The sequence below is a fragment of the Trichococcus shcherbakoviae genome, assembly GCF_963666195.1.
Classification (GTDB): Bacteria; Bacillota; Bacilli; order Lactobacillales; family Aerococcaceae; genus Trichococcus; species Trichococcus shcherbakoviae.
The window spans coordinates 2,342,948-2,355,529 of record NZ_OY762653.1 but is presented as its reverse complement, the minus strand read 5'-3'; the positions used below and the strand labels follow the sequence as shown (position 1 = coordinate 2,355,529).

General features: G+C 48.6%; 8 protein-coding genes. 1 reads left to right on the top strand and 7 read right to left on the bottom strand.

Translation table 11 applies throughout. The features are described from left to right. Positions 1-49: 49 nt before the first annotated feature. The 4 genes from ACKPBX_RS11235 to ACKPBX_RS11220 form a co-directional block, all read right to left on the bottom strand. On the bottom strand, positions 50-832 hold the full coding sequence (locus ACKPBX_RS11235) for a MurR/RpiR family transcriptional regulator (RefSeq protein WP_086628628.1): 783 nt from the start codon (positions 830-832) through the stop codon (positions 50-52). Positions 833-1,055: 223 nt separating this feature from the next. Next, a complete protein-coding gene (locus ACKPBX_RS11230; protein WP_319995409.1) occupies positions 1,056-2,546 on the bottom strand; it encodes a glycoside hydrolase family 32 protein in 1,491 nt (496 codons plus the stop codon). Between the two features lie 78 nt (positions 2,547-2,624). Beyond that, complete coding sequence (locus ACKPBX_RS11225; RefSeq protein ID WP_319995408.1) at positions 2,625-4,103, bottom strand: sucrose-specific PTS transporter subunit IIBC; 1,479 nt, start codon at positions 4,101-4,103, stop codon at positions 2,625-2,627. 617 nt (positions 4,104-4,720) lie between these two features. Continuing rightward, positions 4,721-6,109: a PTS transporter subunit EIIC gene (locus ACKPBX_RS11220; RefSeq protein ID WP_086628625.1), complete on the bottom strand. Its 1,389-nt coding sequence runs from the start codon at positions 6,107-6,109 to the stop codon at positions 4,721-4,723. 874 nt (positions 6,110-6,983) lie between these two features. Between ACKPBX_RS11220 and ACKPBX_RS11215 the strand changes: the two genes are divergently transcribed. Then, complete coding sequence (locus ACKPBX_RS11215) at positions 6,984-8,006, top strand: PLP-dependent cysteine synthase family protein (protein ID WP_319995407.1); 1,023 nt, start codon at positions 6,984-6,986, stop codon at positions 8,004-8,006. A gap of 450 nt (positions 8,007-8,456) precedes the next feature. Here ACKPBX_RS11215 and ACKPBX_RS11210 read toward each other — a convergent pair whose 3' ends face one another. The 3 genes from ACKPBX_RS11210 to ACKPBX_RS11200 form a co-directional block, all read right to left on the bottom strand. After that, positions 8,457-9,461 carry an LCP family glycopolymer transferase gene (locus tag ACKPBX_RS11210; protein ID WP_319995406.1) on the bottom strand — a complete coding sequence of 335 codons (1,005 nt, stop codon included), beginning with the start codon at positions 9,459-9,461 and terminating at the stop codon, positions 8,457-8,459. A gap of 103 nt (positions 9,462-9,564) precedes the next feature. Then, complete coding sequence (locus ACKPBX_RS11205; RefSeq protein WP_319995405.1) at positions 9,565-10,911, bottom strand: leucine-rich repeat domain-containing protein; 1,347 nt, start codon at positions 10,909-10,911, stop codon at positions 9,565-9,567. A 261-nt stretch (positions 10,912-11,172) separates the two neighbouring features. Then, a complete protein-coding gene (locus ACKPBX_RS11200; protein WP_119092650.1) occupies positions 11,173-12,411 on the bottom strand; it encodes an L-lactate MFS transporter in 1,239 nt (412 codons plus the stop codon). Between the last annotated feature and the right edge of the window lie 171 nt (positions 12,412-12,582).

Here is a 12,582-nt window from a genome sequence, read left to right as displayed (position 1 = left end):
GACGAAACACGTTTCACTGACTATTTTTTTACTTCCGCTTTCCAACTTTTTATGCTTTTTCTTCTGTTGGCTCTTCAACTTCATTGATTTCTTTCAGGTAACGGCTCAATAGATACTCCACAAGCAGCAATGTAAAGGGAAAGAAAGTATTGGGCAGCAGATTCCTGTCATCAAGTTTGTGTTGATCGGTAACCTTAAAATTCAGATTACTGCATTCACCTAGCCGATTAGGTGTTTCCTTGGTGAATGCTACTGTAAAAATGTCTGCATTTTTCGCTTTCAGCACCTTTTCGATGACGCTTTGCGTTTCCCCCGATTTGGAAATGGCTACAAAAGCCCCAATATTCTTCAGATTATTCTCTAACACACCAATAGAATCCAATGTGGTGGCAAGAATGACCTGTTTCCCCAACAGTAACAGTTTTTTGTAGAGATATTCCGCTGCAATCGCCGAAAAACCGGCAGCGTAGATGAAAATAAATTTTCCGTTCAAACACAATACTTTCTCGATGAACTCGTCCATATCCTCTATTGAATTATGTTGCAGTACGAGCGCATGATCCAGTTGGAAAAATTCATCTTCCGAAGTTCCTGCAGGCACTGTTTCGGCATTAACAAGCGGCAACAAGTGATAATAAAGATCGATGAAGCCCGTATAGCCTAGCTTTTTTGACAAGCGGATGACACTTGCTGGTGAGGTGTAATTTTCTTTGGCAATCTGACGGACGCCCATTTGTAAAACGGTATCCATATTATTGATGATGTAGGCCAACAGTTGCTGATCTGATTCACTTAATTCCTTACCTTGAAATAACTTCGCAATATCTACCACTTACGGATCCACCCCTAAAGTTTTTATCCTCTCTAGTATAACGAAAACCAGCTTATCTATGCATATTTATTCAAAATATTTGTTGAAATAAGAGAGCTGTTCCATTCGGGCAACGCGCCGGAAATGGTTCCTTCGTCCTACGCGCTAAACGAAAAAAACGCACCACTCGCAGCTCTTCACACAGAGCTGCGGGTGGTGCGTTCAACTATCATTCGCCGCTTCTTCAGGCCAATTCCCAAATTTCGAGGCTGTAATCGATTGTGCTGCCTGCCGTGAGCGACAGACCGGTTTCTCCCGCTTTCGGGAACACGCGGGAGGTGAAGGTGCCTTCGCCGTCGTTGACGAAGATTTCAATCGAGCTAGTGTCGACGAAAATCTGCAGTTTCACTGCATTCATCTGTTCGACTGTCAGCGTCCGGGTCGTGCCGAAGTCTTCTGCGAACGGTATGCCACAGCGGCTGCGGTCGATCGTGATTTTCTTGGTTGATGGATCCAAGGTGATGCGAAAACGTTTGTCGTTGGCCGTATCTTCGCAAAGATCCAACGTTACCGGCGCATGGTCAGCTGAAGCCGGGAAAGCCAGATCCAGCTGGAGCTCATAGCAGTTTGCACCGGCACGGTCAATTGTCTTTTCGCCAAATAACAAGCCCGCGTCGGAAACAGTTTTCTCTTTGCGCAAGGCCACCAATTCGCGGACCGGTTGTTGGATCAGTTTGCCATCCTTGATGGACAACTCGCGCGGCAAGGTCAGGCAGTGTGCCCAGTCTTCGCTGTCGGTCGGATACGCGACATCCGGTAATCCCATCCAAGCCGTCAAGATGCGGCGGCCATCCGGGCTTTCGGCGGTCTGCGTGGCATAGAAATCGAATCCGGCATCCAGTTCCTGGAAACCATCATGCTCCAATTTCAGCTCCTCCATCCGGAAATCATCAGCGATGACATAGCCGGTCTGGAATATGTTGTGGTAACGGTCACCTTCCGGCTCCAGTCCTTGCGGCGAAAACAGCAGCACCGTTTTGCCGTCGATTTCGAACAGGTCTGGGCATTCCCACATGAAACCAAATTCCGGCAAGCCAGTATCAACTTCACCCATCAATTCCCATTCCAAGGCATCCTTGGAACGGTACATCAGGATTGTTCCGGTTTCGTCGGTGCGTTGGGCACCAATGACGGCGTAATAGATACCATGCTGCTCCCAGACTTTAGGATCGCGGACATGGTCGGTGTAGCCATCCGGATTGCCGGCGATAGCAGGCGGCAGAAACTTCGTGAAGCTGCCGTCCGCTTCCAGGCGGGCAACGATTTGGTTCGGCACCCTTTCCCATTCTTCCGTGCGGACATTGCCGGTGTACATGATGTGCAGCTGGCCGTCCTTGACGAAGCCGCTGCCAGAATAGACGCCGTGGCTGTCGTACGGGGCGTCAGGAAACAGCGCGACGCCCTCTTCATTCCATTGCACGAGGTCCGTCGAAGTCAGATGGAACCAGTGTTTCAGGCCGTGGACTGCGCCCATCGGAAACCATTGATAGAAGAGATGCCATTTGCCGTCGAAATAGGTGAAGCCGTTCGGATCGTTCAAAAGGCCTGTGTTCGGTTGGATGTGGTAGTGCTGGCGGAAGGGCGACTGCGCCACCCTTTTCGCCAATTCTTCCATATAGTCGTCGGAATAATCCGAGAGTTTTTTATAGCGCTCCTCGCGCGTCCATTCTTTCATCGTGTTATTCCTTTCCGTATCAAATTAGTCGTATGTCCAGCAGTCCAAGCCTGCCTCTCGGAAATTAGACCGATTGGGTCACAGTGTTTCCTTATTCAAAGTTGAAGGAACTTGTTCTTCATTTCTTTTTTTCGCTTCGTCTTTTGTCCAGTCGCGTTTGCTTAAGACATAGGTCATGGATACTGTCGTGAGTGTCGCAATCAGCATGCCCAAGACGTAGATCCACAAGTCTTCTTGTTTGATCGAGATGACGCCCGGCAGGCCGGCTGCGCCCATTGCGATCGCTTTAACCTTGAAGAAGGAGATGAACGCGCTGCTGACACCAGAACCGATCATTGCTGCGTAGAACGGGTAGCGGTATTTCAAGTTGATACCGAACATGGCAGGCTCAGTGATTCCCAAGTAAGCAGAGATGGCGGAAGCGGAAGCCAAGCTTTTCGCTTTTTGTTCCTTGATAATGAAGAACATCGCCAATGCGGCAGCTCCTTGAGCCACGTTTGACATAGCGGCGATCGGGAAGATGAACGTACCCCCTGTTTTGGCGATATCAGCCAACAATTGCGTTTCGACAGCGATGAAGCTGTGGTGCATACCGGTAACGACCAGTGGAGCGTAGAAGAAACCGATGATGGCTCCGCCGATGGCACCTGTTGTGTCATACAACCATACAAGGCTGTTTGTCATCACGTCGCCGAGCGTGCGCGTCAGAGGTCCCACCAAAGTGAAAGTCAGGAAGCCAGTGCTGATTATAGCGAACAGCGGTGTGACCAGGTTATCCAATGATGTGTGCACGCGTTTGTGCAAGAAAGTTTCGATTTTTGCCAAGATGTAAGATGCGAATAAGATCGGCAGTACTGTTCCTTGGTAACCGACTTTCGCGATTTCGAAGCCGAAGATATTCCAGAAAGGCACTTCGCCTGCAGCCAAAACTGATGGATAGGCGTAGGCATTGACAAGATCCGGGTGGACCATCAACATCCCCAAAACAGCTCCCAAGTATGGATTTCCGCCGAATTTCTGCGTTGCGCTGAAACCGATCAGGACTGGAAGGAAGACATATGCCGCGTTGGAGAAAGTGTTGATCATCGCTGCAAAACCTTCGATGGCCGGATAAGCTTCAATCAGCGATTTTCCGGTAACAAACAAATCCGGTGCCGTGAATACGTTGTTCAATCCCATCATCAAACCACAAGCTACGATGGCCGGGATGATCGGTACGAAGATATCTGAAAGCATCTTGACGCCTTGTTGGATCGGGTTCAATTTTTGCGAGCCGGCTGTTTTGACTTCCTCTTTGCTCATGGCGTCGATGCCAGCCATTTTGATGAATTCTTTGTAGACTTCATTGACTGTTCCGGAACCCAGAATGATCTGGTATTGACCCGCTGTGGAGAAAGTCCCTTTGACTTCGTCGCGTGCGTCCAATCCCGCTTGGTCGACCTTGCTTTCATCTTTCAAAACCAAGCGTAAACGTGTTGCGCAGTGCGTCGCCGCCTGTACGTTGTCTTTTCCACCGATGTCCATCAACAATTCTTCTGCAATCTTTTTGTAATCCATTTTTTCTCCCTCTTCCCTTTAATCTGTTCTGCCTAAGAATAAGTGCAATAATAACAATACTTCGCTTCCATGCGGAACCGGTTCCTTTTCGGTTCAAAACGATAAGGAGCAGGTTTTCAGTGTTGGTGAAACCGGTTCCTCTTAATAAGAAGAGTAAACCCTTTCAAAGATAAAGTCAAGCGTTTTCTAAAAATTTATTTTGTATTTTTTATAGATCGGCTGACGATGGCCTTTCCGCTCGATTCGGCCTCCGCGTAATCCGCTGAGGCTGAAGATAGTCATGTGGAAGGAAAAAGAAGGAACTTCCGACAATTACAGGGAGCAGGTTTTATTGAGTGCTGCATAAAGTCTCTTTTTTTGAATGTCCTTGACATTGGGTCCACATTATCAGTACCACCCAACGATTTGTTGCTTTCTTCATTAAAGCCTGAGATGGACTTTCACCACAAAGTTATCACCCGTTCCGGGCGCACGTTAGAAGGGGGTGTCTCAATAGGAGGCAGCCTCTTATTTGCGGTTTGGCGGGGTAGGTCTGCCCATAAACCTAGAAAAGGGAGTGCCTCAGAACCAGAAAAGGATTTTCTGGTTCTGAGGCACTCCCCTCTTTCTTTATTTAATTAATCTAAATTAAGCTGCTCTGAAATTTTATTCGACTGTACTTTCACAGCAATGAACCCTGTCACAAATGCTCCTACAATGACAACTAGGTACTGGATCATAGATGCGAAACTACTGGTGTAAAGCAACAGTCCAGGAATAAAGGTGATTCCCATACCTGTAGCAGATAGGCCAAAGATATACGTAAGCAGACCACCCACAGCTCCTCCCAACATGCCGGAAACCAGTATTCTCAAACTTCTCAGATTCACACCGAAGAGAAGAGGTTCTGTAATTCCAAATAAGGTAGATGTGGAAGAAGAAATAGCGTTAGTTCTCTTTAGTTTAACATTCATTAGTAAAGCTGCACTGATTGCTGCCCCTAATTGTCCAGCCATACTGGCTGTCATAAGTGGATTCAGCACATTTTCACCCGTATCGGCAAGTAACTGAAGCTCAATGATTGATAAAGTGTGATGAAGGCCTGTAATAACCAAGAGTTGTTGAAGTGCGCCAAAAAGGATATATCCAATACCTAAAGGTGCATTGATCAGCATGACGATAAAGTCACTGACTGCAATCTCGAATGTATGAGTGATAGGACCTAAGATAAAGAGCATTAGAAAAATGGTTACTGTTAATGTTACAAACGGCGTTACAATCAGGTCGATGATTTGAGGAACAACTTTTCGTAGCTCTTTCTCAATTCTTGATATTAGATACCCTGCTACGATAGCGGGGATGATAGATCCTTGATAACCTACAATAGGAATATTAAGTCCTAAGAAAGAAACGTTGATTGCTTCAGCGCTTCCACCGGCTACAGCCCAAGCATTAGGCAAATTAGGAGATACCATCATAAGGCCAACTACGATACCGATGATGGGATTTCCACCAAATTTACGAGTGGCACTATAGGCAATAAGTACTGGTAGGAAAGCAAATGCGGTATCTGTCAGCATCTGGAACATGCTCAACATAAATGGACTAAATTCTACACCCAGCTCCACAAGAAGTCCTCTTAAACCCATTAATAGTCCCGTTGTAACCAGTGCAGGAATTAGAGGAATTAGAATATCCGCCAAAGTTCGAACGACTCTCTGAACGGGAGTCATGTTGGAGTAAACGTCTTCTTTAAACGCTGTATCCGCTGATTCATCCATCTTTGTATATTGCTTAAATTCAGAATAGACTTCATTTACCTTTCCAGTTCCGAAAATAAACTGGTGTTGTCCTGTATTAAAGAAGTAACCTTTGCTTCCAGTGACAGCTTCCGCTTTTTCCTTGCTCACCTTGCTGTTATCTCTTAAGATAATTCGAAGTCTTGTAGCACAGTGTTCAAAATTTTTGACATTATCCTGGCCTCCCACAGCGTCAAGAATGTCTTTGATGGTTTGTTCATTTTTCATTAATAATTCCTCCTTTTTTTTAGATCTACCCCTAGTAACAATCCAATTTTTTTCTTGTAGCGATTCTATAGAGCCTATGGTTATGTACCTGTTCCATTTCGGGTAAAAAATGTGCTCACGTCATGAGTTTCATTAAGCTTCCATCTTCGTTGAAGGTATAAATAGTAGCTAAATAATTTCATGTTCACTTCTAAGAAACAAAAGCTCTCTGATATCAAAACACACCGAACGGAACCGGTTCCTCTACAACTGAATAGTAAACCCTTTCAAAAATAATGTCAAGCGTTTTCTCAAAAATTTTTTTTAGTATTTTCTGGATCGGTAAATCAGAATCGCGCCAGTTTTTTCGGTGCATTGGACACCTATTGCGACGTGATAATTGCTCTGCTGCTCCTATGCTTTCGGATCGCGCACATGATCGGTGTAGCTTTCGGATTGCCAACTTTAGCAAGCGGCAGGAAGTTCCTAAAGCTCTTTTTTTCTTCCAAGCTGGCGACGCTTTTGCTCGGCACCCTATCCCATTTCCACACCGGTATCCGTCAACACTTCTCCTGCAATTTTTTGGTGATCTGTTTTTTTCTCCTTCCTTTTTTTGATCTGTTGTTCCTAAGAATAAGTGCAATAAAAGCTTTGTTTCGCCTCGCTTCGGAACCGGTTCCTTCCCGGCCCAAAATGATAAGGAGCAGGTTTTCTGTATTGGTGAAACCGGTTCCTCTTGATATGAATAGTAAACCCTTTCAAAGATAAAGTCAAGCGTTTTCTAAAAAATTGTTTTGTATTTTTTATGGATCGGCTGGCGATGGCCTTTCCTTGGCAAAAGCGTTAAAATGAAGGCAAAGAACGACATGACATAGGAATGGGAGGTTTTTTGACCATGACGATAAATGAAAAAATGTCCGAAAAATTTGATGGTTTGGCGGCTTTGATCGGCCACACCCCAATGCTGGAAATTTCCTTGCTTTACAAAGGCGAACCGCGGATCGTATACGCGAAGACGGAATACTACAATTACTCCGGCAGCATCAAAGACCGCGTCGCCTGCCACATTCTCCGCCAGGCGTACGAAACAGGCGCCATAGCTGAAGGCATGCCGATTGCGGAGGCGACCAGCGGCAACACAGGCATCGCTTTTGCTGCGATTGGGGCCTACCTGGGCAATCCGGTCACGATATTCATGCCCGACTGGATGAGCAAGGAGCGGATCAACCTGATCGAAAGTTTCGGCGCAACGATTCGGCTCGTTTCCAAAGCGGAAGGCGGCTTCACCGGCTCGATCGCCCTCGCCGACCGGATGGGCGAAACCGAAGGCACATTCCTTCCCCATCAATTCTCCAACCCTGAAAATTGCGCTGCCCACTATGCAACGACCGGGAAAGAGATTCTGGCCCAACTGGCGGCTTTGGGCAAAAGACCGCAAGGCTTCGTCGCCGGCGTCGGTACCGGCGGAACGCTGATGGGCGTCAAAGATATTCTGCAGGAAAGCTACCCGGATTGCCTGGCCTTCCCGCTCGATCCGGCCTCTTCCCCGACGATGGCGACTTGCGGAAAAGTCGTCGGCCCGCACCGAATTTTCGGCATCGGCGACGAGTTCGTGCCGGCCATCGTCAAACTGGATCAACTGGACAACATCCTATTGATCGATGACTGCGATGCCATCAACATGTCCCGCAAACTCGCGCGCGTGCTCGGCTTAGGCGTTGGCATCTCATCGGGCGCCAACTTCTTGGGCGTCCTGAAAGCGCAGGACCTGCTGGGTAATAAGGATGCCGTTGTCGCGACCGTTTTTGCCGACGACAACAAGAAATACCTCTCCACCGATCTGATGTACGAGCAAACCGTTTCTGCGGGTCATTTGGCCTGCGACGTCGAGCTGATTAGTATGCGGGCTATCCGATAAATCTTACAGAGGCATGCAAAAAAACTTCCAGCTATTCTGAACGATTAGCTGGAAGTTTTTTTATTTGTAGTCGGGGGGCGGCTGGCGCCCGCTCCTCCGATGAACGCAGGCTTCGCCGGAGTTCAACCTGCATTTAAGTCTTGTCCTCCGAGGAGACGGTGCCCCCCGGAGTTGAAGCCCACGAGTTACCGGCGTCCTCCGGGGAGCACACCCCTCACCGGAGCAGGGAGCTGCGAATGAAGCTGCGCAGATTCTTTCATTCATCATTCAACCACTTTCCACTCGGCCGCGACTGGATCACTGGTGACGGCAAGCCATCCCCACACCAATTCTGGTACGTACAGTTTAGGACTTTGCCACGTAATATACCGTCTTCTGCCGTCGAACCAGCAAACTAGATCCCGAACTGTTGCTCTTTCTCGTATTTTAAGAAGTCTCCCTGTTTCCAGGCTATTCCAATTCCAATTCGATCTGCAGCAGGTCGCGGACGCGCGTCAGTTCGGCTTCATCCACGAAATTGTAGTAGATGTCGTTCATCATATCGCCTGTACCGCCGAGTTGCTGCTGTTCGATGTTGCCTACCGCGCCGAGGTAATCCTGATTTTGGAGCGTGTAGAAATCGGACAGTTGGAAGCTTGTCTGCATGTTGGCTGAAAGAGTTTCTAAGACCGCCTGGTAGTTCAGCAAGGTTTCCGGTGTCGCCAATTTGCGGATGACGCCTTCAATGACTTGGCGTTGTCTGCCTTGGCGACCGGTATCGCCGGCCGGATCTTCGTAGCGCATGCGTGCGAACGCCAACGCTGCCTCGCCATCCAATTGGTTCGTGCCTTGGACGAAATCGTAGCCGTTCTGGTTGAAGGCAAGCGGGCTCTCGACAGTGATGCCGCCGACCGCATCCACGATTTCCTGGATCCCCGCCATGTTGACCATCACGTAGAAATCGATCGGGATATCCAGCATCTGCTGCACTGTATTGATCGACATCGCGGTGCCTCCGAGTGCATAGGCGTGATTGATTTTGTCGGAAGTGCCGTAACCGACTATTTCGGTGTACGTATCGCGTGGGATGCTCAACAGTGTCGTCTTTTGCGTATGCGGATTGATGGTGACAACCACCATTGAGTCGGAACGGCCCTGTTCCGTGCGGCCCAAATCACCGGTGTCTACGCCCAGCAATAGGATTGAAACCGGCTCGCCGGCTTCCAGGAGTTCAGATGGTGTTAATACTCGAACATCGGCTCCGCTTTCTTCATCAGCCGTTTCCGAAGCGTCGGCTTCCGTACCGGTGTTCGTTGTCCGGAAGGTCTCGACTTCGACAGGCGTATAAGCTGTGTCCATCGTGTCTTTCACATTTGCATAGATCGAGTAGACATACCCGAGGACACCGATCACCAGAATTGCCAGAATACTGATGAATATTTTCAAACCGTTCTTATTCCGTTTATTTGATTGCATTGTTCCCTCTCCTCTACCCAAAAAGCTCATTGTAAGATGATTGTTGATGTTTATTGCATTTCAGCTGGATCAGTCCGGATAGTAAAGCCGATGCGTTGGCTGCTTATTCGTACCAACTGATATCGCAGTCCGGCAGAACACTCTGCAGCATTGTTTGTTGTTCAGCATTGATGTCCGCCTTGCTGATATGCAGTTTCCCCAACTTAGCCAAACTCGACAAAGGTGCGATATCACTGATTGGATTTCCCTTCAAATCGAGGTACCACAGATCCGCCAAATCCGCTAATGCTGTGATATCGCTTATCTGATTTCCAGACAGATTCAAGTGCCGTATTTTGGTGAGACTGGCCAAGCTGTCGATGGTGCTGATTCTATTCTGGGCCAGGTCTAGGTAGACCAATCCCGTCATATTTGCCAAGGCAGCGACGTCGCTCACTTGCGCTCCGCTGATTTCGAGATGTGTCAGCCCGGTCATTCCCGCCAAACTGCCGATGTCCTCGATTTTTGTGGCGTTCAAATCCAAGCGCGTCAGCTTCGTCAGTCCTGCCAGTGGCGAAATGTCGCTTATTTCTGTGCCACTAAGGTCCAACGTCAGCAGATTGCCGAGACCCGCCAAGGCGCTGACATCGGCTATTTCAGTCCCACTCATGTTCAACTCCATCAACTGCGTCAAATCCGCTAAGGCTACGGTGTCACGGATGAGTGTATTGTCCAGTTCCAGGATAGTCAGCTGCGTCAAGCCCGATAGCGCCGTGAGATCTTTGACTTTGGTGTTCCCTAGGCTCAGATAGCGTAACTGGGTCAAATCTGCTACAACTCCGACATCTTCAACTTCGGTGTTACGCAGCTTCAGAGACTGCAGGCCGGTCAAGTCGGCTAACGGGCGGATATCAACGACTTGTGTGTCATTCAGATAGAGCACCTCAAGCTTCTTCAATCCGGCTAATGCTGTGATGTCCTCCAATTGGTTGTTGTTGAGGTAAAGGGTTTTGAGTTTCGCCAAATCCGTTAAAGCTGTGAGATCCTGGATTTGGGTGCGGCTGATGTCGAGATATTCCAGCTGCGTCAAACCGGCCAGCGCGCTGATGTCATTAATTTGCGTATCATTCAGATGCAGTATCCGCAGGTTCGTAAAATGTTCGATTCCGCTGATGCTGTTGATATCTTTATTGCCCAGATAGAGCGCATCGACCGACTCGATATCGCTCGCAGTCAGGTCGCCCTCTTCTTTGCCGATCAATTTACGCACATAATCTTCAATCGCTTCATCCGCGAAAGTCAGCGGCCGATTTTCTTTTGCGGTTTCTGCGTCTGTTTCCGGTTTGCTGTTGGCTTGAGACGTGCTCTCTTGGCTGCTTTTTGCTGAATCCAGGCCCGATTCCATTGTGTCGGAGCAGCTCGCCAAAAAAATCAAGCTGAATAGGGTCACCAGCATCGTTCTATTTTTCATATAAATCACTCCTCCTAAAAGTACACTGGAGCTAACGATGGAATCCATAATGGCTGGATTCTCTCAGGAGATGGTCGTGGGAACGGGTTAATTTATATCTTGATTATAAGCCTCCTCTGCTCGGATCGCTAACTTTACGGGCTTAATACTTGTAGACACTTATTCGCAAATTGTGTGCCACAACTCTTTTCATTCAGAAAAATAGCCCGTGTTGAGGAGAACTTCTCTCCTCAACGCGGGCTATTTTCAATGAAGTGTCTTTTAAACAGTTTCCGCTGCAAGCTTGGCCACAGTTTTTCTTTTTGCATAGACAAGGCTCAAGCCCAGTCCCAGCAGGACGACGGCAATCGCGACATAGAAGGCTTTCGTGAAGTCACCGTCGTTCGCGGCAGCCAATGACGCAGTCACTTTCGGAGCGACGAATGCGGCGCTCGAAAAGCCGATGAAGACGATGCCGTAATTGACGCCCTGATTCGCCGGACCAAAGTTATCCATGACCAATCCCGGGAAGACGCCCATCACGCCGCCGAAGCAAAGGCCCAAGGTGACGATCCCGATAGCGAAGGCCCACACTTGGTTGACGCTGACGAGCAGGATGAAGGCAAAAATGATGGCACTGTAGATGATGATGACCGCGCGGATTTGGCCGATGCGATCAGAAATCGCGCCCCAGAATACCCGGCCTGACGTGTTGCTCAAGGAATAGAGGCTGACATAAGCGGCAGCGGCCGATGCCGACAAACCGAACATCGATTGCCCGATCAATGATGCGTTCGAAGCAATCATCAGACCGGAAAAGGCGCCCATCGCGAACATCAGGATAAGCAGGTAGAATGCGGGACTCGCCAACATTTCCTTCCAGTTTTTGTTTGCGGTGATGGTTTTTGCTGGTGCTGGAGCCTTTTCGGAGGCCACAGCCGTTTGTGGAACTGCCTGTTTCGGTGCCGAGCGGATGAAAAGACTGAAAAAGAATCCGATCAGCGCATACGCCAAGCCCATGCGCCAGAAGGCTTGGCTGACTCCGTAGCGTTCGATCAGCGTGTTCGCGATCGGTGCCGCGATGATCGCCGCTCCGCCCATTCCCCCCGTGATCAGACCGGAAGCCAAGCCTTTTTTATCCGGGAAAAAGCGGATTGTGTTGCTGAGACAGGCGGAATAGGCAAAGTTCTGCGCAAAGCCGCCGAAGATTCCGTAGATCAGGTACAACTGAAAAATGCTCGTCGCTTGCCCGGTGAAAGCGAAGCTGATTCCGAAAAGCACAACGCCGATGCGGGCGATCCATTTTGCCCAGCCACGGTCCGTAAAATAGCCGCCGAAGATCATCGGGATCGGCCCCACTGCGGAGTTGATTGCGAACGCCATCATGATATCCGGTACCGCCCATCCCCGCAATTCCGCCAAAGGTCCTGCGAAAACACTGAACGTGTAGACGATACCGGTGCACAACAAGATCCCCATCGAGCTGATCAGCACCACCCAACGATTTGTTTCTTTCTTCATTACTGTTCCTCCTTTTCCAAGTTCTTTATTATTTTCAAAGCTAGCGGTGCAAAAGTTGCGACGCTATCCCAATATTTGCTGATGCCTTTCATTGATGAAGGTTGTTCCATTATGCCATGGAATCATGTTATAGAGTAACACTTAAATGATATATTCAGTTATAGGTTGATG